The organism is Rhodopirellula sp. SH410 (assembly GCF_055811895.1).
Genome location: NZ_CM147949.1, coordinates 6,103,200 through 6,125,383 on the forward strand (window position 1 = coordinate 6,103,200; position 22,184 = coordinate 6,125,383).

At 55.5% G+C, this 22,184-nt stretch carries 14 protein-coding genes; 9 read left to right on the forward strand and 5 right to left on the reverse strand.

What is annotated here, in order from left to right:
* Positions 1-125: 125 nt before the first annotated feature.
* Entirely contained in the window at positions 126-626 is a 501-nt protein-coding gene (locus SH410x_RS22490; protein ID WP_473670932.1) for a hypothetical protein, read from the reverse strand.
* Between the two features lie 338 nt (positions 627-964).
* Here SH410x_RS22490 and SH410x_RS22495 point away from each other — a divergent pair, with 338 nt between their 5' ends.
* The 7 genes from SH410x_RS22495 (at position 965) to SH410x_RS22525 (ending at position 6,950) form a co-directional block, all read left to right on the forward strand.
* Positions 965-1,534 (forward strand): hypothetical protein, encoded by a 570-nt coding sequence (locus SH410x_RS22495; RefSeq protein WP_473670933.1) that lies wholly within the window; start codon positions 965-967, stop codon positions 1,532-1,534.
* A gap of 320 nt (positions 1,535-1,854) precedes the next feature.
* Positions 1,855-3,027: a DDE-type integrase/transposase/recombinase gene (locus tag SH410x_RS22500; RefSeq protein ID WP_473670935.1), complete on the forward strand. Its 1,173-nt coding sequence runs from the start codon at positions 1,855-1,857 to the stop codon at positions 3,025-3,027.
* 76 nt (positions 3,028-3,103) lie between these two features.
* Positions 3,104-3,460 carry a hypothetical protein gene (locus tag SH410x_RS22505; RefSeq protein WP_473670937.1) on the forward strand — a complete coding sequence of 119 codons (357 nt, stop codon included), beginning with the start codon at positions 3,104-3,106 and terminating at the stop codon, positions 3,458-3,460.
* 229 nt (positions 3,461-3,689) lie between these two features.
* The gene (locus SH410x_RS22510; RefSeq protein ID WP_473670638.1) at positions 3,690-4,253 is read left to right on the forward strand and encodes a hypothetical protein; all 564 of its coding nucleotides are present in this window, start codon (positions 3,690-3,692) and stop codon (positions 4,251-4,253) included.
* A gap of 248 nt (positions 4,254-4,501) precedes the next feature.
* Positions 4,502-5,719, forward strand: coding sequence for a DDE-type integrase/transposase/recombinase (locus tag SH410x_RS22515; RefSeq protein WP_473670640.1), 1,218 nt, complete (start codon positions 4,502-4,504; stop codon positions 5,717-5,719).
* A 60-nt stretch (positions 5,720-5,779) separates the two neighbouring features.
* Positions 5,780-6,583, forward strand: a complete 804-nt coding sequence (locus SH410x_RS22520; protein WP_473670642.1) for an AAA family ATPase — start codon at positions 5,780-5,782, stop codon at positions 6,581-6,583.
* A 46-nt stretch (positions 6,584-6,629) separates the two neighbouring features.
* Positions 6,630-6,950, forward strand: coding sequence for a hypothetical protein (locus SH410x_RS22525; protein ID WP_473670643.1), 321 nt, complete (start codon positions 6,630-6,632; stop codon positions 6,948-6,950).
* A gap of 250 nt (positions 6,951-7,200) precedes the next feature.
* On the opposite strand, the gene SH410x_RS22530 is transcribed toward SH410x_RS22525, so the two are convergent.
* The 3 genes from SH410x_RS22530 to SH410x_RS22540 all read right to left on the reverse strand — a co-directional run bounded on the left by SH410x_RS22530 (position 7,201) and on the right by SH410x_RS22540 (position 19,274).
* On the reverse strand, positions 7,201-17,766 hold the full coding sequence (locus SH410x_RS22530; RefSeq protein WP_473670939.1) for a Calx-beta domain-containing protein: 10,566 nt from the start codon (positions 17,764-17,766) through the stop codon (positions 7,201-7,203).
* A gap of 384 nt (positions 17,767-18,150) precedes the next feature.
* Positions 18,151-18,846 carry a transposase gene (locus SH410x_RS22535; protein ID WP_473670941.1) on the reverse strand — a complete coding sequence of 232 codons (696 nt, stop codon included), beginning with the start codon at positions 18,844-18,846 and terminating at the stop codon, positions 18,151-18,153.
* A complete protein-coding gene (locus tag SH410x_RS22540) occupies positions 18,843-19,274 on the reverse strand; it encodes a helix-turn-helix domain-containing protein (RefSeq protein WP_473677373.1) in 432 nt (143 codons plus the stop codon). Before SH410x_RS22540 ends, SH410x_RS22535 begins: the two co-directional genes overlap by 4 nt.
* A gap of 118 nt (positions 19,275-19,392) precedes the next feature.
* On the opposite strand from SH410x_RS22540, the gene SH410x_RS22545 reads away from it, so the two are divergent.
* Together SH410x_RS22545 and SH410x_RS22550 are read left to right on the forward strand one after the other, a co-directional pair.
* Positions 19,393-20,544, forward strand: coding sequence for an ISAs1 family transposase (locus tag SH410x_RS22545; RefSeq protein ID WP_473670943.1), 1,152 nt, complete (start codon positions 19,393-19,395; stop codon positions 20,542-20,544).
* Positions 20,545-20,619: 75 nt separating this feature from the next.
* Positions 20,620-21,879 (forward strand): ISL3 family transposase, encoded by a 1,260-nt coding sequence (locus tag SH410x_RS22550; protein ID WP_473670944.1) that lies wholly within the window; start codon positions 20,620-20,622, stop codon positions 21,877-21,879.
* A gap of 125 nt (positions 21,880-22,004) precedes the next feature.
* Here the strand turns inward: SH410x_RS22550 and SH410x_RS22555 are convergent, their stop codons facing one another.
* A complete protein-coding gene (locus tag SH410x_RS22555) occupies positions 22,005-22,175 on the reverse strand; it encodes a DUF6443 domain-containing protein (protein WP_473670946.1) in 171 nt (56 codons plus the stop codon).
* Positions 22,176-22,184 lie beyond the last annotated feature (9 nt).

Here is a 22,184-nt window from a genome sequence, read left to right on the forward strand (position 1 = left end):
AACATGGGTGCAAAAAGCTTGCCAGTTATACCGAAATACTTACCCAGATGTGCTTACAAGAAGAGCAAAGCAGCAATATCGCGGCTACAATCATCATGAGAGGAATTGAGTTGTGTATCTCTGTCTCAGTACTGGGGTTCGTGGAACGGGAATATGTACTGGCGAGTCTGGGTCGATTTTCCGACGTTATCCACCGTCGCCTTCAGTCGGTATATTTGGTTCGTTTGTCTCGCAGAGAACCAAGTGACGGTAGGGTGCAGAACCAAGGAAGAGGGAAGCTTCCGCGATTCGTTATCATTGTAAATAAAAGCAGAATTGTCCGTAGGATAGAACCCGAGGAACCCGCTTTTTCCTTGGAATTCTTTCATGTAGCGATCATAGTGGGGTTGGTGTTCAGCGTCGAAGTAGGCCAGCGTGTTCTCATTAAATAGGTCGAGGCCGATTGATCGAATATGCTCAACCGCAAAATTACGTGTAAGGAACTCAAAGAAGTTTCGGCCACAACCGCCGCCAATGTCAGAATGCTTTCCCCGAAAACCGACTTGGTTCTTCTCGGAATTTAGTGGCTGACGGTCGATTTTGGCTGATTTTTGTACATTGCTGAGATGAACAGCCTGAATGAACATTACCGCGATCTTCTTGGTCTCGATGAATCTTGGAGCGTCTCCGATGTGGACCTTCAATTGAAGGATAATTCGGTCGTCATTGAACTGTTACCGGCCTCGCTTTGGTCGCACTTCCCGCCGGTTTTGGGCCGAATTGTTGTCGCAAGTGGCGGTGATTGTTTCACCGCTAATTCGGTACAGTTTCGCCCGTCCTCGTAACCCGCCTTTCTGAAGAATCAATCGTACCTCGCCTCGACCCCGCCCCTTTGGATGCGCGCAGTGCTCCAAACTGAAACCCGGTAGGCTGGCGCTGATGCCCTGCCATTTCGATCCAGAGCCTCGGGAACTTCAGCAGTATCGTGTGGATTTTCGCCTCCAAGGAGCAGCGTGACCGGCGACTCGCCCTGCTAAAGTGCCTGCCCTGTCCTCACTGCAAACACACCGGGGCACTGAATCGACATGGATTCCTCAAAGGTTATGACGAGCTGAACTTCAAGCAAAAAGCCATCCGGGCGATTCGTGTCTTCTGCTCCGATCGTGCAAACGCTGGCGGCTGCGGCAGAACCTTCAGTGTCTGGATCGCCGACAAAGTCAAAAGGCTCTTCCCCGATACCGACAGCCTGTGGCAATTTCTTGAACAAGCCGCTACGACGGGAAGCAAGTCCCAGGCTTTCAGAGACCTGCAAAGCTCACTGAGCGACTCGGCACCCTACCGGATCTGGAAACGATTTTTGCAAGCCCAGGCGGCGATACGAACCGCTCTGACGGCGATCGGGCCGCCGCCCAAGCATGTCCATCAAGACGGAGTGCCGTCGCCTGCCCAGTCCGCTGCCCAAGGGACCATCGCCCACCTCAAAGCAGCCTTCCAGGATTCGTCCATCAACCCCATCGACGCCTTCCAGAACGCGACACAGCGTTTCTTCATCTGATGGCAGTTCTGCTCTGACGGACATCCCGCTGAGACAACGGAAATCTCACGCCGTGGTCTCGCGCCATGATCTGTGACGCGGTGGCCCCACCACCGGCAAAGTCGGCACGGTCGGCGCGCCGCCGACTGGGCCGATTTGATGTCGCACCGGATCGCGACGAAAAATCGATTTCCACCCAGCAACACAACCCGACGATTGAGTCACCGCCAGACGCTTCTAAATTCGATGCCGGTCGAACTTCCGACCGCTGCCATTGGCACCGAAGTCCTCAACCCTCATCACCGGAGCGTCTGCATGAAACGTCCTCGATCTATCTCAAAATGAAAGTTCTCGGAGCGATCGACATCGCCGAAGGGAAAACGAGTGACGCACGCATCAAGAACGTCGCCGAAATGACATTCACCGACGAAGAAGGAAAGCCACACCAGTTCACCTGGCGAACCATCCATACGTGGCACTACCGCTACAAGAATCACGGCATCACCGCGATGCAAAACCAATCACGGTCCGACAAGGGACGCACGCGGAAAGTCACCCCTGAAGAGGTACTCGAAGCGATCAATGCGGCGCTGCCTCATTTTCATGGGAAAACACCGGGCAAAACCGCTATCTATCGTTTCTGTATCGAGAAAGGCTTGCTCAACGCAAACCAAATCGCACGAAACACGTTCAGCCGGATGGTGGGCAAGTACGAGTTCCTCAAAGAGGACTCCGGCGAGAGCCGTCAGCGTCGGGCCTTCAGCATGCAGTACGCTAACCAGCTTTGGCAGGCCGACACGATGTTCGGGCCGCACATCGCCGGCCGACAAGCCAAGCTGATTGCGTTCATTGATGACGCCAGCCGTGTGCTGTGCCACGGCGAGTTCTTCTTTGAAGAGAACGTCGACTCGATGGTCAAGGCAATCCGCTGTGCGTTTTACAAACGCGGTCTTCCCGAACAGCTCTACGTTGATAACGGCTCGATCTACTGTTGCCAGGAAATCACGCTGATAGCGGCGCGTGCAGGCTGCATCCTGCGTCACACGGCGGTGCGCGACGCGGCAGCGAAAGGGAAAATTGAACGCTTCTTCCGCCGAGTCCGTGACCAGTTCTTGATTCGCAACCTGGACCTCTCTTCGATCGAAAGCCTTAACAAACAGTTCAGTGCCTGGGTCGAAGGCGACTACAACTCGACCGTTCACTCAACCCTGGGCATGAAACCGATCGACCGCTTCGGCGTCGACCTTTCACGAATTCGTTTTCTCACACCCAGTGAAGACACTGACGAGCTGTTCTATGCCGAAGCGGAACGTCAGGTCAAAAAAGACAACACGTTCAGCTTCCGCGGCCAACGCTACGAAACGCCCATCGACCTCCGCGGTCGCAAGATTGACTTGCGTTACGAACGTCATCGCGACGGTGACGTGATCGTCTACCAAGGCGGTCGCCGGATCGGCAAAGCGCGCCCATTGGATGCCGTCGCCAACGGCCTGTTGAGGCGAACGGAATCGTAGTTGGTTAGCTGTTAGCCAACCAAACCTCACGCCTCATCTTTTCAAACTTCACCCTTCACCCTTCAAACTTCCAATCATGATTCGTTCCTACTTCGGTCTCAGCGAAGACCCATTCACTCTGCGTGACATCCGACTTCTGAGCCATCAACAAGAGATCCATGACACGCTCCGCGTTCACAGCCAACAAGGCGGCTTGTGTCTGGTCGTTGGCAGGCCCGGCACCGGCAAGTCAGTTATCAAAGAATCTCTGCGGGTTCTGCCCGACAAAGACTACTTGGTCGCGACCGTCGCCCGCACCCTGCATACCTACACCAACACGGTAAAAATACTCTGCGAAGCGTTCAAGATCGAGTTTGAATCGAGCGCGTTCAAGTGTTACCGACCTCGCTCTGATCGCATTTTACGGTCTTTTCCTGCCGAATTGTTGTCGTAGTCACGGACTGTTCTTACACCGGTAATTCGGTAGGCAGCAGCCCGCCGCCCGCAGACCAGAGCCTTGCCCCCCGCGCCTCGCAACCCGCCCCCTTCAACTAAATCGTACCCCGCCTCTCCCCTCGCCCCCCGACTCACTTTTCAGGCAGTCGGTTCGCGATCATTCGAATCCCTGACTCGACCAACTATCCTGCTGGACTTTTCTACTTCAAGTTCAAAAGCCAGCGCCCGTGCGAGCCAGAATCTTCCGCTCTCAAGCAGAACGTGATGAGTTCCTGCTGGAGCTCAAGCTCACCCAGTGCCCCCACTGCAAGAAAGTCGGCGCGCTCAATCGCCATGGGTCCTTGCGCGGATACGACGAGAACAACTTCCGCCACAAATCTATCCGGGCACGAAGGGTCTTCTGTAGCAACCGAAATCAAGCCGCCGGATGTGGACGCACCTTCAGCGTGTGGATTGCTGACAAAGTCAAACGACTCTTTCTCAGTGCAGAGCAACTCTGGGCATTCCTCAACCAGGCCGCCGCGACCGGCAACAAACGCAAGGCATTCAAAAAGCTCAATAGCAGCATGAGCGATTCGGCACCCTATCGAATTTGGAAACGATTGCAAGATGCACAATCCGCGATTCGGACCGCACTGTCGACCATGTGCCTGCCGCCAAAAATCGATAGCTCACAGCCCAGCAACACGCCCGCTGAGAGCACACTCGCTCATCTGATCAAAGCCTTCGCTGGCCACACGCTCAATCCCATCGCCGCCTTCCAGCTCACACTGCAGACCTTCTTCATCTGACACGCTGCGGCCGCACCTCAGCAGGCCGATTCGGTCCGTGATCACACGGCAACCTGTCGATCCTGGCCAGCATCGTCTGCCTCGGATGGTCGATTTGCCATCGTAGCTCACGCTTGCGAAATTCTTTTTTCTGCTCGACAACACAACCCGACGATAGATCCACCGCCGACCGCACTTAGACTCGCCTGCGAATCGATTTCATGAATCGATTTCGTTCAATCAAAAGTCAAAAACCAGCGGAGCGGTCCATGAAACGACCATCGATCTACGTCAAAATGAAAGTCCTCGGAGCGATCGAAGTCGCCCCCGGAAAAACACGTCACGAGAGAATCCACAACGTCGCGGCGATGACGTTCCTGGACGACCAAGGAGACCCACACCAGTTCACCTGGCGGACCATCCAAACGTGGTACTACCGCTACAAAAACGACGGCATCACCGGCATGAATGCTTCACCGCGAGCCGACAAAGGCAAGCCACGCAAGGTCACGCCCGAAGAAGTTCTCGAAGCGATCAACACCGCGCTGCCGCACTTTGTATCTGCGAAAACGGGGCACAAGAGGACGCCCACCAAGTCAGCCGTCTATCGGTTCTGCATTGAAAAGGGACTCCTGCACGCTAGCCAGATCGCTCTGACCACGTTCTGCCGCTTCGTCCGTGAGTACGAATTACTCAAGGACGATCCAGGCGAAAATCGACGCCGACTCGCCTTCAGCATGCAGTACGCCAACCAACTTTGGCAGGCCGATACCATGTTCGGACCGCACATCGGTGGCCGGCAAGCCAAGCTGATTGGCCTGATCGATGACGCCAGTCGTGTGCTCTGTCATGGCGAATTCTTCTTCGAAGAGAACACCGATTCGATGATCAAGGCGCTTCGCTCGGCCTTCTACAAACGAGGCTTGCCCGAACAGCTATACGTTGACAACGGCTCGATCTACTGCAGCCAAGAGATCACGCTGATCTGCGCCCGCGTGGGCTGCATCCTTCGTCACACCGCCGTTCGAGACGCCGCCGCGAAAGGGAAAATCGAACGCTTCTTTCGTCGCGTGCGTGATCAATTTCTAATCCGCAAACTCGACCTCTCCTCGATCGACGCTCTCAACAAACAGTTCACTCACTGGGTCGAACACGACTACAACGCCACTGTACACACGACCCTCGGTATGAAGCCGATTGATCGCTTTGGTGTGGATCTTTCTCGGATCCGATTTCTCTCGCCATCGGAGGATACCGACGAGTTGTTCTACGCCGAGGCGACTCGCAGTGTCAAAAAGGACAACACGTTCAGCTTCCAAGGCGAGCGTTACGAAACTCCGATCGACTTGCGTGGCAAGAAGGTCACGCTGCGGCATGAGCGACATCACCAAGGTGTGGTCGTCGTCTACGAAAACGATCGACGCATCGGCAAGGCCCGGTTGCTCGATGCCGTCGCCAACGGCATGAAACGCCATAAAGACTCATAAATGCCCGGCAGCCAATCCACCGTGATCCAACTCCTTCTTTTTCCAAAAGTCCACCTCACCATGATCCGTTCTTACTTCGGCTTGTCCGAAAATCCCTTCGCGCTACGCGACATCCAACTACTACAACATCAGCAGGAAATCCATGACACGCTCCGAGTCCACAGCCAACAAGGCGGCCTATGTCTGGTCGTCGGCAGACCCGGCACCGGCAAATCCGTGATCAAAGAATCGCTCAAACGACTTCCCGAGAAAGAGTACTTGGTCGCCACGGTTGCACGCACACTGCACACCTATACCAATACAGTAAAAATCCTCTGTGAAGCGTTTCGGATTGAGTTTGAAAGCTCGGCGTTCAAGTGCGAACGCAAGCTGATCCAGCAAGCCTTCAGCCTCAATCGCAGTGGCAAGATGCTCGTCACGGTGATCGACGATGCCCATCTGATGGCGATGGATAACCTTCGCCGACTACGACTCCTCTTGGAAGATTTCCCGAAGAATCACAACCTGATTCTGGTCGGCCAGCCGGAGTTGCTCGCCGATCTGGACTTGGCGGTCAACCTGGATTTGAAAAGCCGGGTGACGTATTCGGTGATCACCAAGCGGTTGCACGACGATGTGATGCGCGCGTTTATCGAACGTGAACTCGATTCGATCGGTCTAGCGCACAGCACGTTCACTGCTGGAGCAACGGAGTTGATTATCCGCTCTGCCGATGGAGTGTTGCGCAAGTGCCGCAACCTGTGCTTAGCGTCGATGCTCGAAGCGGTCCGAGCCGCCGCTGGAACGACGATCGATATCGACTTGGTCAATCGCGTGTTGCTTCAACCGCACTGGCAAAACGAAGTCGACCTAACAGATTTTTAAGACCCAAAAATGCTCCCTCCCCTCCCTCTAACTCCAGGCTTCTGTTATGAAGATGACGAACGACTTACTCCGCGCGATCCGCAACGATCTACCGATGAAACTGACGATCGTTCGGCTCGGCCAGCACGGTCCGATAGCGAAACAAAGCGACGGCTACTTCCGTTTCCAATGCCCATCGTGCAAAGAACTTCGAGCGACCGTGAACCCGAAGAACAATCTCGCTCATTGTTTTAGCTGCGGCCAGAACTACAACAACATCGATCTGATGATGACGCAGGGCCACGACTTCTTGCCGGCGGTCGACATCCTGAGCAACTGGCTTGTGCAATACCAAAGCGACCTCGGCCAAAGAAAGTCTTCGGCCTAATCAGTCAATCGCATCGGCCCCCAGCCAAAGCTCTTTCAATCAGTGCGACCGCTTTGCCCAAGCGATCGCACTTTTTTAATGCGCTGAGCACACACGGCTCCGAGCACACACGGCTCCGAGCACAACAGGTTCGAGCACAACAGGTTCGAGCACAACAGGTTCGAGCCTCGACTCGGTCGCTCCTATCGCACAGCCCCGAAACACGCTCTCCAGAATTCTCAACAATTCGGCAAAAGGACCATTTCGGGCTTCAAATCCCTACAGTCACAATTCGGCAAAAAGTGCGACCGCAATTCGGTCGGTAACAGTTACCGATTGCATCGTATTGATAGTGACTCGTACCGGCCTCGGTATAGGTTTCCCGAGTTTCAGGATCGATGTGAGTCTCCGGCGGCAATTCGGTCGACGTGAGTCGCCCCAAGTTATCGTACTCGTTCGTGATCACACGGGTTCCCCCCGGCGTGGTTTCGGTGACGGTGAGTTGCTGTCCGGCGTCGTTGTAGGTGTACTGAGTGCCCGGGGCTGCGTGCTGAGTGGTGGCCCGATCGGTGATCTTAACCACCCGATTGGCCGCGTCGTACTGGAACGTCACTTGGTTAGTAAGTGAGTCTTCGATCACGGTGACGTTGCCCGCCACATCATATTGCCACACGTTGTGAACACCTTCTGGCTGATACTCATCGGTGCGCCGTCCGAGATCATCATAGTCGTACGAAACGACCGTGCGCCCGGATGCGTCGACGACCGATTTGACCAGTTCGCTGCCACCATCGTACTGGGTTATCAGGTACGGTGCGCCGTGCGGATGCGTCCCGGTGACGGGATGATCGCCGGGGGCCGGCATGTCTTCGCGGGTTCGGCGGTTCAGGGCATCGTAGGTATAGGTCCGCTCGCGATCGACTGCGGCAGTGTCCAACGGATCTTTGCTGCTCTTGAGGTTGCCGAGTGTGTCGTAGGCAAAGACTGTCACGCTGACGAGGTGATCGTCGGTAGCAGGCAGGGTTTGCTTGGTCTTTCGATTCCGCTCGTCGTAGACATAGTCGATCGTCCGTCCGAGGGTGTCCGTGACCTTCTCCAAGTTCCCGGCTGCGTCGTATTTCTGAGTGACGATTCCCGTCGCCGTACCGTCATGGTTGATGGCGGCGGGGAGTGTGGTGACGGTCGGTCGGAACTCGCCGTCATATTCGAACTCGGTGATTCGTCCGAGTGCATCGGTCTGTTTGACCAACAGCCCCTGAGCATCGTACTCGAACAAGGTATGGGGCCGGTCCGTGATCGCTGCGCCCGACTCGTCGATGTATTCGGTGGAAGCCTCTGTTATTTCGACTTGGCGGTTCAATTCGTCATAGACGAAACTCGTTTGTCGGTCATCGGCGTTGTCCATCTTTTGAACGTGCGATTCGGGATTGCGACGGGCATCGTAGGTGAAGCTCTCGGTCGATGCGGCTTCGGCAATGCCGCCCGGCGTTGTCTTGGCATGCTCGATTTTCTCAATCAATCCGAGCTGCGAGCCGGACGTAAAATAAGTTGTTTCGGTTACGATCCCTCGCGGGTCGGTATACGTTTTGACGAGACCGCCGGGCAGATTGCCGGGGCTGGCAGGTGGAGCCGTATAGCTATAGTACTCCGTCATAGCTTCGGGCCGTGAAATGGAAGTCGCATTGCCGCGTGCATCCAGGCCGATGCTCGTTGCGAATCCACGGCGATCGGTATGGCTGGTCAGTACACTGAAGCTGCTATTGAATCCCCAAGCTTCCGTGATGCCGAGCGGGTAAAGAGCGTCGGTCCGATTTCCTCGCGCGTCGTATTGGTAGGTTGTTGTTAATTCACCGAGATTGGCGATCCCGCCTCCTCCGGCAGGTTCAATCATTGTTTCGACCAGCCCGTTTTCAAGTCGTTCGTATCGCCAGACATTTTGATAAGGGGCAGGATCGGCCATGGCGGTGATGAGACCATAGTGATCCGTCTGATACGTCCATTGATTCCCACGCGGGTCGCTGTATACGGCGCGGGGTTCGATAAAAGTATCGCCGGGGGAAGATGTATCGCGACTACCGATCGCAGCGGTGACGACCCGCCGAATGGCCGGACCATTGGCGGATTCAGCGAGTCCATCGACGATCAGGGGTGTGAGTCCCCACTGACGGTCATCCGCGTTGGTAACATGCGTCACACGCTCGGCAGTATCGTAGGTAATCGAAACATCATCGCCGCGGGCGTTGGTAATTTTGCTGAGTCGTTCGCCGGGACCTGCGTAGGCGAAGCTGATTACCGGCTGGTCGCCGCCTCCCACAACCGGATCGGGCGCGGTGATGCTGGTGATTTGGGACCCGCCCGCAAACGTCGTGATGCGTCCGGCGAAGTCAGTCAATTCGTTCAAGAATCCGCTGGCGTAGCTGAAGGTGGTTTCTAAGCCGTTAACGTCGGTGATACTCTCAATCTCGTCGGCCAATCCATCGCTATCGGCGTCGGTATAAGCGTATTGCGTTTGATTCAGGTTGCGGTCTTGATGGTTTTGCAGCAATCCATCTTGATCGAATTGGTAGTGACCTCCATGCTTGGTCAAAAGCGTAAAATCGCCGCTACCGGGCGTGTAGCCTGGGTCGACGGCATACCCGCCTGTGTCGTCCAGCGCGCCGTGGTCCAATTGGTTGTAGGAGCCTTGGGGGGTCTCGTAATTCCAGCTGCCCACCAACATCACTGCGTCGGCGATGACTTCACCGTCGACAAAACCGGCTAGCCCCAGCAATGTGCTTAAACTGACCGAGAGTGAACCAGCGGTGGGGACGAAGTATCCCAGGCTCCGCCAATCCGTCCCATTGAGAGAAAGTTCGCCAGGCGCATACTGCTGATTCACCAGAATCGTCTTGTTCGTCGCACCTGTACCGACTTCACGACCGTCGATCGTGTACGGCACTTCACTGGCCCGCGATTGGGCAGCGGTCCAAGTGGTGAAGACTTGGTACGACCGGTTCGCACTCAAACCCGTGAAGTCCCACTGAACGCTCTCTTCTTGTTCGGACAACCCGGCGGTGCTGACGCGATAAGTGCCTTGGTTTCCACCATTGCCGGTGCCGAGCCCCCAGCCGACAAGTGTACCGGGACTGAGGCTGCTGTCGTCCATCGTTGCGACAACGTCCGAACTGGTGACGTTGGCTTGATACCAGGCGGAGGTGCCATCGCCTCGGATCAGGGCGGCACCGTTCTGCGCGGCCGCACCTTCGGGGGCCAAACGCGAGGTTGCCTTCAGCAGCGACGAGGTGTCGGAACTACCAATATCGTGAGTCCGGATCGGCGAAATCCCATCACCTGGAACAATTCGGTCCAGACCATCGATCCACCATCGTTCCCCAAGTTCGCGGGTTCCGAAGTCGGCACCGACGCGGTTGATGATTTCAGTGGAGCCACGTAGCGTCCGGGTCCGTTGCTCGCCCCCGCCGGTAGCAGTGAGCTCGATGTCGTATTCGTAATGACCACTGCGCAATTCATCGACAATCTCGTCGCTGCCCAACACGACAATTCGTAATTTTGCTCCGCCATCAATTGAAGTGGCGTCGAAAGCAACTGCGTTACTTTCGATCCCACCGAAGGTCAACTTAGCGGCGATAGCGTCGGGCTGTATACCAGCGGGCACATCGAACTCGACCGCCACGATCGGACGCAGGTTGTCATTGCCGATGTATGTTGGCTCGTAGCCAGCGGGCACCAGCGGCAGTGTTAGGTTGACAAACCCCTGCTGGACGCCCACATCGACGGCACTGTTCGAGATGACTTCGGGGGATAGGCCCGTGCTCTCCGTGTCCACGTTGCGGTCGACGAATCCGCCCACCTCGTCGCTATCCAGAATGGTCACGGTTGCCGTATCGAGATTCGAAAAGTAGTACGGTGTAATCGGCGTCGGGGTGTAGGGCACGCCGGTATCGTATTGTGGGTTCGATAACAAAGTCATCTTGACCACTTCATCCCATTCGATCACCTCATCACCGAGTGGCCGTACATCGATCAGTGCATTCGACTTGCCAGCAGGGATCACGATCGTGCCGACACCGGTTGATGAATCGAACGTGGTCACCTCATCGCTGTAGAAGACGTAATCACTGTACAACGACGCGAGTGACTGCCCGCTATCGAGCGCCGACTCGTTCAGTGCCACTTTGAACCATACCGTCAAGTCACCCGAAATATTCCCTTCGCCACGATCAATGATAAATGACGCATCGTCCTTGTCGAGAAGCGGATCTTCTGCGGCATACATGTCTGTCGCGGCAAGCGTGACTTCATTGATGATCGTCACATTGACGGCATCCCATGGTCCGAAATCGGCGTTGTAGGCAATCACTTCACTCTGATATTCGTCGAGCGACCCGTAACTCGAAGAGCCGGATCCAGACCCAGGATCCGAGCTTTCGAGTTCGATCCCATCAGGGTCCAGCTCCATGAGAATGCGTTGTTGGCCGAGCAGATTGTCGCCCGCCGGTGAACTATCTATGCCCTCAATATAAAGGGTGATCGTTCGCCCTGTCCCGCTGGGATCGCCGCCGAGCTGTTCGAAGGAATAAATTCCGTCTTGCCCATCACCACCGGACGGGGCGATATAGTCGCCTGCGTCGTCCGTATTGGCGGCTGCCACGCTGCGTTCTTCGTTGCCGTTTTTCTTCCACAGTCGTAAAAAACCGTCAGCCGGTTTCGGCAGCCCATCGCCATCGAAGTCGAGTTCATTGGGATCCGAACCGCTATAGGAAAAGCGGATGCGCGCTTCGGAAAGCTCGACGCCTTCGGGCACCTCGAGTACGAGTGGGGTAAATTTACCTAGGTCACTGGCAATAACATCGTCGATGTTTCCATTCAACTGATCAGTATCGAATCCATCGGCAAAATCTGTCAGGCCATCACCGTCCACGTCGCGGTCATTGACAACGACAAACTTGCCAGGCCGCGAGGGATCGAGATAAATGTCTTCGACGTCGTCCTCAAACTCACTTCGATCGGGTGACGCCAAGTCGTTGTTGTTGTCCGAATCGACGTCCACATCCAGTCCCACGACGGTCACGCGCAGCGCGTCGGTGATTTCGTAACCGACGTTGCCATCGGTTGGGTTGTTTGAATCGGGTTCGCCGTCAGGGTCCAGCTTGACGACGATGCGTTCAGCGACTCCCGTGGTGATCGCGATCCCTTCGACATAGAGGGTCACGGTACGGGCGTTGTAGCCGGCAACGCCAAGGTCCGCCAACGTATAAACGTAGCCAGGCTTGACAAAATCGCCTCCAGCACGAACTTGGTTTTTGTTCCGCGTCTGGCCAGCATCTTTGGTCCAGATTCGCAGTGCTCCGCTGTTGATACTGCCAGAGGGGTCGGACGCACTGTACTCGAATTTGAATCTGGCGTCGGCCGTGTCGACCGGTGCAGGAATTTCCAACACCAGCGGTGTGAACCGAACGTTGGCGTCGGCAATCAGGTCGTCTTCGTCGCCGATGATTCCATTCGCATTGTACCCATCGAGTCGATCAGCAACGCCATCGCGGTCGGCGTCTACTACATTTTGCCATATGAACTTGCCGGGCTTTGTGGAATGATTTTCGATGACATCCTCGAAGGCGTTTCGATCAGGAGATCCTCCGAACTCTGCTGTGTTGTCGGAGTCAATGTCCAAGTCGACGTTAGCGACGGTCACACGCAGAATATCCTGGGCGATCGGAAGTATGTCGCCCGATCCATCGACATCGAGCGTGACCTTAATTTGATCACCCCCCAATACACCGCTCGTTTGGATGCCTTCGACATATAGCATCACCTCACTGGCACCGGATGCCCCAAGCTCTTCGAGCGTGTAGTCCATGCCGGGGACGACGAAAATGTTTTGGTCGGCGTCATCATCGATGTGTCGAGCATCACCGCCGTCTTTTGTCCATAACCGTAGATTTCCGGCGCTACCAGTTTCGAAGTGCGAGCCCTGATTGAGTATGTCTGCGGGAAGCGATGCGTTGTACACAAACTGGAGCGTTGCTTGCCCACGATCAACCGTATCAGGCAATTTCACCACGATCGGTGTGAACCCTGGGGATCCTTCAATCCTTGCATCATCATCCGCGTTGTCATCGCCATCGAAATCAAAGCCATCGGCGAAATCAACAATGCCGTCTTCGTCAATGTCCGTGTCATTGACATCGATAAATTTACCGGTCTTGCCGAAACCAAAGGCGTTCTCGTAACGATCTTCGACGGCATCTTGATCCGGGCCGCTTACCAATGCGCCCGTGTTGTCCGTATCGACATCGAGATCAATGCCGACAACAGTGACGGTCACCTTGTCGTCATGGGCCAACGAGGGATTCACGTCCGAACTGGGGACAAAAGAGGCTTTCATCGTGTCGAGGCCAGCCGAGATGCCTTCAACATAGAACGTCTTGCTGGCACCGGCTGCCAATCCCAATTCTGCCAACGTATAAGGCTTGTTAGGTTTGATTAAATGCCCCTTAGTGACCTCATCTTTTTTGCGGAGCGAGCCACCATCGAGGCTCCAAAGTCTTGACGTGCCGACGGGCATTGCGTAGTCGGAAGCTTCACTCCCGACGGTGCTAGGATTCGAAAACCCGAACGCAAACTGGATCTTGCCCTCGACATCATTGAGCCACTCGGGAACCTCGATCACCAAGGGTGTGAAGCGAACTCCCACGCTCAGGTCATCTTGGTTTCCGATGGTGTCATCCCGATTAAAACCATCGGCATAGTCGGGCACCTGATCTGAGTCGGCATCACCTGTATTGGCGGGGATGTATTTGCCGGGTAGTTCGTCGTCATCCTCGATCTCATCCTCTTCGTTCGTTCGGTCAGGTGCACCGAACGCGCCCGTCGTATCGTCGCTGTCGACATCAATGTCCAGACGCGCCCCGACCTTGAACTGGACCAGATCATCAATGACCGTGGAACCGTTTTGCATGAGTTGAACATTTAGGTTGGCGGTTCCCAGTGTGATCCCTTCCACGTAGAAGGCGGTGAGAGATGTCAAAAGTATAGATTCATCAGTCAGATCAATCTCGTTGCCTTTGGTTGGGGAATCCCAAACTCGAATTCCACCACTGGAAATCAACGATACGGTCCATCCATCAACCATCGAGGTCCCGGGCCCTGCCAGTTCATTGAGCAGCACCTCCGCCAAATCATTTTCACCCGAGACGGGACTGTCACTTTCATCTAAATCTGGAGTGTCATTCTCATTATCGTCATCATTGTTGATGAGTAGGATACGTCCTGGGCTGTATTCCTCGATCGGATCATCTTGACCGATCATAGTGTCATCGGGATCAATGGAACCATCGTTATTGGAGTCGACGTCGATATCGACTTCATCGTAGACCGAGATGCGGCGATCTTGCCAATTGCTGACACCGAGGTCGTCGTCCTTGATGGAGATTGACAGCTTAAATCCTTCGACGGCGTAGTCGGCGATGGAGTTGTACACGTGAGAGACCGAAAAATGGCCGTCGCTCCCCACCGCAAATTCTTGCCCGACTCCCTCGCCCCAATGTGCGTAGCCTGTGAACGTCTCGGTGGGCACGCCCAGTGCGGGGTCGGTAAAGGTGCCTGAGACTGTGAGCGTTTGCCCGATCTTGATCCGCTGGGGATTGCTGAGCGTGAGCGATGTGACGGTGGGGGCGACATTCTTCATCGTGAGGTTGGTCTCCGCGTTAACCGAATGCGTCGGACCTTCGGTTAACTCCGCACTGACATACAGCAGATCGCTGGGGGTCGCTGTCGCAGGATGATCATCGTCGATGAGACGGGTAACCGAGAACGTGCCGCCGGATGCGGTGACGGTTTGATCAATCGATCCGTCGTTGCCCCAATCAATTTTGACCGTGCCGGTCTCACTCGGCGATATCCCCGAGAAAGTGCCCGCCAACGTCGCGTACTGCCCCTCCTCGACCGGATTCGGTGTAGCACTAATGCTCAGGCTGAGCGAGTCGTCATCGTAGATCGTGCCGGTCGCCGCGCCACCTGCGATAACGGTCGGCTCGGTGGCTCCGGTCAGGTTGACCGTGAAGGATTCGGTCTCCTCCACGTACGGGTCATCGGTGACGTCAACGGTGATCCACTTGCTCTGCTCACCGGGAGCGAAAGTAAGCGTGCTGGTGGTGGATGCGTAGTCGCTGGTGCTGACTGCGGATCCATCGGTGGTACTGAAATCGACCGCGGTACTGTAGGCAGCTTCACGTGAGAGGGTCACGGCGAAGGACATCACACCATCGGCTTCAATGGCCGACGCATCCGCGATCGATACTGTGACGGAGTCGTCGTCTTTGATCGTGCCGATGCCTTGTCCGTCGCTGATGGAACCATCCGACGCGTTCGAAAGATCAACGTAGAACGATTCCTCGCGTTCAGCGATCTCATCATCGGTAATACTGACGACAACCCACTTGGTCCTTTGCTTGGGACTGAAACTGAGGGTGCCCATCGTCGATCCGTAGTCCGAGGTGCTTGTGGCGGTCTCGTCCGTGGTGCTGTAATCGACCGAAACGTCGAAAGCGGCTTCGCGGGAGAGTGAAACCGCGAACGAGGCATTGCCCGCATCCTCATCCACGGTGACGTTGCCGACGCTGATCGACAGCGAGTCATCGTCTTCGATCGTGACGGTACCGTTGCCGCTGGTGATATCAGTGCGATTGGAGGCCCCCGACAAATTCACCGTGAACGATTCGTCTTTCTCTGCAATTTCGTCATCGGTTATGCTGACGGAGATATATTGGGTCGTTTCACCGGGAGCAAACGTGATGCTGCCGGTGGTCGCTCCATAATCACTGTCGCTCTTAGCCATACCGTCATTGGTGCTGTAGTCGACGGAGCTGGCGATGGCGGAGGATCCCGTCAGAATCACGGGGATCAAGACGGTGCCATCATCCTCTTTTACACTTTTGTCGCCAACCGAGATCGAGACGGTATCGTTGTCGGTGATGGTGCCAACTCCTTGACTGCCGCTGATGGTGGCTTCCGACGCATTGGACAGCGAGACATAGAACGACTCGGTGAGTTCTTTGATCGAGTCATTGGTGATTCCGACGGAGACCCACTTGGTCGTTTCCCCAGAGCTGAACGTGACCGTGCCGCTATTGGCGGTGTAGTCGGGGCCCGTGGCGTCACCGTCACTGGTGCTGTAATCCACGCTGACGGTCGTCGAAGATGATTCAGAGAGAGTAATTTGGAATGATGCCGATCCGCTGCCTTCGGTTGCCGAGGCGTTTCCGATGGAAACACTGACGGACACCGTATCGCTACCGCCTGAGTCATCGCCGCCTCCCGAGTCACCGCTACAGCTTGAACCGCCACTGCCACCTGAGTCACCACTATCGACCGAGTCACAACTACCACCCGAGCCACCGCCGGAACCTGACCCACCGCCGGAACCTGACCCGCTGCCGGAACCTGATCCACTGCCCGAGCCTGATCCACTGCCCGAGCCTGATCCACTGCCGGAACCTGATCCACTGCCCGAGCCCGTGCCGCCACTACCATCTGAACCGCTGCCTGTGCCGCCACCACCAGAACCAGTAGCGCCCGAGCCTTCGCTGCCGCCCGATTGACCGCCTCCCGACGCAGTACCACCTGAACCACTGGCTCCAGTTCCACCCGAGCCCTCGCCGTCGCTACCTCCGGATCCTGCACCGCCTGAGTCACCGGATCCGCCACTGCCGCCCGAGCCTCCACTGCCGCCCGATTGACCGCCCCCCGACCCAGTACCACCAGATCCCGTTCCACCGCTACCACCCGAACCGCCGTCTGTGCCGCCACCACCAGAATCACTGCCGCCCGAGCCTCCGCTGCCGCTCGACTGACCGCCTCCCGACCCAGCACCACCAGAACCACTGGATCCGGTTCCACCTGAGCCCGCGCCGCCACTGCCGCCGGAGCCGCCACTGCCGCCGGAGCCGCCACTGCCGCCGGATCCGCCACTGCCGCCCGAGCCTCCGCTGCCGCTCGATTGACCGCCCCCCGATCCAGTACCACCAGATCCCGTGTCACCGCTGCCGCCTGAACCGCCGCTGCAGGAACCACCGCTGCCGCCTGAACCCGTTCCACCACTGCCACCTGAATCGCAGTTCCCTCCCGATTCACTGCCTCCAGATCCACCGCTTCCTCCGGAGCCTATGGATCGATTCGCGTTGCCGTCACCGTTTCCGTCAAGCGTAGACTCAGCTTGTAATGGACCCATCAACTGTTTTGATGGGGATACTGAGGACGCGTCTTTTGGACGGGAACTGACAGTAAAACTCTCGATTTTACCATGCTCCTTCGTTGCTACGCGATCGGTCAACGGTGACTGCTCAGCGACGCGACTCGCCACACGAGAGGTCAGCAAAGCGTCGATGACGGCCGGGTCGAGCGAATCGGAATCGCGAGAAATGCCGGCGGCTGGATCAAAACTAAGATCACTCTCCGGCTGGGGTGTGTTGAGCACCGTGATGATACTCTGGACGTCCAATAGGGAAACCATCCCGTCCTGATTGACATCCAACATGGGATCGTCGATCGGCCCGGCGGTATTGAGCGCATTAATAATAATTAACGCATCGAGAGCTGACAGGTGCCCATCGCCGCTAACGTCATAATTCATTGACGAGGTACCTGCCGCAGCCATATGCGGGCTGGCAAGTGTCGCGGGGGCTGCTTGCCCCGCGATATCCGGGCGATTCGCCACCGAGACCATGCCTTCGATATCCGCAACGAGCAAGACGCGAGGCGTAAGCGTCTCCAAAAGTAGCCGACGTTTCGACGATTCGCTTTTGGCGGAAGTCCGTCGGGATTGGTTGCGTTGATTCATCGCTCAGGGCTCGCTCGAAAACAATTTGACGATGGCTTCGGTCAGGCGTGACAGCCTGATGCGGCGGATCGACGATTGTGATAAGAATCCGACCGCAATGCTGAATCGATTGTCGCTCGGCTCTCCACGCCGATAGCGAATCATAAGTTGAAGCGAAGTCCCGGCCTCTCGGCCAGAACGAGGTAAGTGGTGACGGCCTCGTGCCAGCTGATACTCTGTTAACGAAACTTGTTTACTCTGTCAACAAAACTTGTTTTTACCGCTAGTCAAACGACCGGTCAAGAAAAATCCGTCAGAAGTTCCGGGAATACTTGATTCGCTAGCATCGACGTGAATCCGCCTAGCCCTTGAACATGCGAAGTATGATGAAGGACTAGTGGTCCGTCAAAATTTGATTTTAGGGTAGACCGATTTCAGTTTGCATCGAGCGTCGTCGATTCGCATCTGCCAATCGACGCCACGTTGCTTGGCATTGATATCGCTGGACCACGCGGCGATTTCACTCGCTAGGAGCTCGATACTGCCGATCCGCCGGCCACTCACACACTGGCGAGTAATGCAGCTTAATTCATTCTCAGCAATATTCAGCCAACTACCGTGCCTGGGTGTGTAACACCAATTGATTCGCTTGACCAACGCTCTGGCTCGCGAGGGTTCAAACACTTCATAGAATGCTCCGCGGGTGTGCGTGTTGAGATTGTCACAAACGAGCGTCACGGTTTCACAGTCGGCGTAGCGACCCTCCAAAAACTCAGCAACCAATAACGCCCAGTCTGCCTTCGTTTTTGTTTCGCGTGCAAATGCGTCACGCCATCCAGCCAACGGTTCGCAGAACATAAAAATGTTCGCCACACCAGCGCGTTCGTATTCATAGTCCACGCGTCGCCGGTGGGTCAGAGTCTCTTCAATCGGTGCCTTGACGTCCTTGACCAGTTGAACCGGCTGCTCGTCCATGCAGATGACTGGATTCGCAGGATTGCACGGTTTTTCATAGGTTTCCAGCACGTCTTCCATACACGCTACAAACTCGGCGTCGCATTCCGGTGGGATGACCCAATACTCGATGGCGCGATTGTTCATCCTGTTTTTTTTAGCGTTTGGCGGATGGTTTCATGGGAGACTTTCACCACAATCTGAAGTTCAACCACCTTCTCAGCAAGAAGTCGGAGCGTCCAATTGGCATAGCCCGCTGACGGCTTCCCCAACCGCATGGCAATGATCCTGGCCTCTTCGTCGCCTGTGAGGCATTTAGGACGTGCCGGTTCACTTCGTATTTTTCCATCGAGCGTCTGGGTAAAGCCGAACTCGACGAGTCTTTGGCGGACGTTTTCAACCGTTTTGGTCCGGCAACCAAAAGCATCCGCTATCTGCTTGTCAGTCCAGCCAGGGCCATCTGCATCCGACTTCAATAGGATTTGAGCGAGACGAACCCTTTGACTTGAACCGCTAAACTTCTTGACTACTACATTGAGCTGTTCGCGCTCGGCATCGTTCAACCGAACGATCACGGTCAACGCGCACTCTGGGCTAAATAGGCAGCATGCGTCGAGTTTCGCTCGGCCGGTTTTTAGGTGATGATATGGAGGTGATTTGTTTGCTTCCCATCGCTTTCCAATATTCATCTCTATGGCCGAAATCCAGTTCGATAACGTCGATTCGATACTCACTTGTTTTGACGAACTCAACGACCCGCGTTCCCACGTCAATCGACTCCATATCTTCGGCGATCTACTCGTCATTTGTATCATGGCGGTCATTGCAGGAGCCGATGGACCGCAAGCAATCGGCATCTGGGCGGACACTAATCAAGCATGGTTGAAAAAGCATCTCAAACTCCCCAACGGTATTCCGTCTCACGATACGTTGGGACGCTTGCTTGCAGCCCTCAAGCCACTCGCATTTCAGAACTGTTTCCAGGCATGGATTCAAAAGGTTGCACCGTTGGAGGAAGATGCCGCGATGAATCAGATCGCGATTGACGGTAAGGCTCTCCGACGCAGCCACGATCGGTCAAAAGGACTGGGGCCTTTGTGGTTGGTTAGCGCCTGGGCAGTCGATCGCTCGATCAGCCTTGGGCAACTCGCCACGGAAGAGAAATCTAACGAAATCACTGCGATTCCTGAACTTCTGGACAATATTGAAATCAAGGGGGCGGTGGTCACGATCGACGCTGCAGGGTGTCAGCGAGAGATTGCTAAGAAGATCATTGATGGCGAAGGCGACTTTGTTCTTGCGCTCAAGGGCAACCAGGGAAAGCTGCATGACTCGGTACGAGACTATATCACCAAGCATATGGAAAATGACTTCGCGGACATCAGGGTACGCCGCTACGCTGAGACTCTCAAAGGACACGGTCGTGTGGATGAAATCACCTACTACCATATGCGGGCGCCGAAGGAACTTGCGAACTTCGACAAATGGTCAGGATTACGCACGATAGGTGTCGCTATCCGGCAAAGTGAGAGTGGCTCAAAGTCCTCAACCGAGGTTCGATTCTTCATCGCTTCGATTGTACCGGGAGTAAAGAAGTTTGCTCGCTACGTACGCGGTCACTGGGCGATCGAGAACACGCTTCATTGGTGCCTCGATGTGACATTCCGCGAGGATAAAAATCGAGTCCGCGAGCGAAACACTGCGAACAATATGGCGTGGCTGAAACGCTTCGGTCTGAGCATGCTGAAGCAGCAAGACGACAAGTACAGCGTTGCGATGAGGCGACGAGTCGCTGGTTGGAACCTGGACTATCTCGCTAAAGTACTGGGAATTCCTGTGCTATAGTGGGCTCATCCGACTAAAGCGTGCGCCGGGTTTGAAGTCGCGGAAGTTACGACGGATGGATAAAAAAGTGTGGACATGCCATCCTTCAAAGAGAATTCTCACATCTTCTTTGCAGGAACGTACATATCCACCTCCTTGTTGTATCACTCTTTCGGCATTCGTGGCTACCGGCAGACTCGAATCGAGCCCACCGGAGGCGTTACACGGTTCCATGTCCATCCAAATGAGAAGTCGATCTGCTGTTCCTCGTGCCAAAGCAGCAACGTGATCAAACGAGGCGTCACGCAACGCGAATTCAGGTGTTCGCCGATCGGATTGAAGCAGACCGTCATTGTCGGCACTTTGCCACGTCTGCAGTGCCGCGATTGCGGGGTCGTTCGTCAGATCAAGGTCGGCTTTGCCGATGCTCGTCGAAGCTACACCAAGAACTGGGCCAACTACGCATTGCAGCTCACTCGCAGCATGACAATCAAAGACGTTGCCGATCTTCTCGGTGTCACATGGGACGTGATCAAGGAAATCAAAAAAGACGATCTCAGGCGACGATTCGCCAATCCTTCCCTGAAAGACGTTCGGCGGATTGCGATCGACGAGATCTGCATCGGCAAAGGGCATCGCTACGTGACACTGGTAATGAACTTGGATAGTGGAGCGATTATCTTCGTTGGAGACGGGAAATCGGCTGAATCGCTGGTTCCCTTTTGGAAACGCTTGGGGCGTCGGCGGCATCGAATCGAAGCGGTGGCAATGGACATGTCCTCGGCCTACATCTCGGCGGTGCGCGGGAACCTCCCCAAGGCCGACATCGTCTTTGACCGCTTTCATGTGGCGAAGTTGATGAACGAGAAGCTGACCACGCTGCGTCGACAACTGTACCAAGAGGCGACGGCCGACGAGAAATCGGTGCTCAAGGGGAGTCGCTGGTTGCTGCTGAAGAACCCCGAGAATCTGAGCGAGGATCGGGACGAAGAGGCTCACTTGGCAGCGGCGCTGCAGCTCAATGAACCGCTGGCCACGGGATACTATCTCAAAGAGGAGTTGCGATTGTTTTGGGGGCACACCTTTCGATGGCCTGCGCAGTTGTTCTTGCGGTCATGGTGCAGGCGAGCCACCGCGACGGGACTTTCACCATTGAAGACGATGGCCAAAACCCTGACGCGGCTTGAGGAAGGGCTGTTGAGTTATTTCAAACACCGGATTTCTTCTGGACCGATGGAGGGCACCAATAACAAAATCAAGACGCTCCAACGACAATCCTACGGCATTCGTGATCGCGAATACTTCGAACTACTGCTTTATTCGCTCCATCAGAAAAAGTACGCTTTAGTCGGATGAGCCCTATAGTGTGCGTTTGCCGTGACCGAACGATATACTTTTTTCCATGGGAAACCTCCGTGTTCCCCACGTTGTCTCGCAAAACCCAACTCAAGCCAACCCTAATTCTTGAGCGTGACGGACCACTAGTCATAAGTATAACTTGTCTCTCCACCGTCGGGATCGATCTGTTTGGTTTTACGGTTGAGACTATCGTACTCATACTGAGTGACCAGATCATCGTCACCGCCCTCGGCACCGATGACGTGGGTGGTCGATACTTTTCGTCCCAGGCCATCGAAGGTGGTCGGGTGCATGACAGGGTT

Coding starts and splice junctions, on each gene's coding strand:
- SH410x_RS22535 (WP_473670941.1), bottom strand. CDS start 18,846: ATGAACAATCGCGCCATCGAGTATTGGGTCATCCCACCGGAATGCGAC.
- SH410x_RS22505 (WP_473670937.1), top strand. CDS start 3,104: ATGATTCGTTCCTACTTCGGTCTCAGCGAAGACCCATTCACTCTGCGT.
- SH410x_RS22550 (WP_473670944.1), top strand. CDS start 20,620: ATGCCATCCTTCAAAGAGAATTCTCACATCTTCTTTGCAGGAACGTAC.
- SH410x_RS22545 (WP_473670943.1), top strand. CDS start 19,393: ATGGCCGAAATCCAGTTCGATAACGTCGATTCGATACTCACTTGTTTT.
- SH410x_RS22520 (WP_473670642.1), top strand. CDS start 5,780: ATGATCCGTTCTTACTTCGGCTTGTCCGAAAATCCCTTCGCGCTACGC.
- SH410x_RS22525 (WP_473670643.1), top strand. CDS start 6,630: ATGAAGATGACGAACGACTTACTCCGCGCGATCCGCAACGATCTACCG.
- SH410x_RS22490 (WP_473670932.1), bottom strand. CDS start 626: ATGTTCATTCAGGCTGTTCATCTCAGCAATGTACAAAAATCAGCCAAA.
- SH410x_RS22555 (WP_473670946.1), bottom strand. CDS start 22,175: ATGCACCCGACCACCTTCGATGGCCTGGGACGAAAAGTATCGACCACC.
- SH410x_RS22515 (WP_473670640.1), top strand. CDS start 4,502: ATGAAACGACCATCGATCTACGTCAAAATGAAAGTCCTCGGAGCGATC.
- SH410x_RS22500 (WP_473670935.1), top strand. CDS start 1,855: ATGAAAGTTCTCGGAGCGATCGACATCGCCGAAGGGAAAACGAGTGAC.
- SH410x_RS22530 (WP_473670939.1), bottom strand. CDS start 17,766: ATGAATCAACGCAACCAATCCCGACGGACTTCCGCCAAAAGCGAATCG.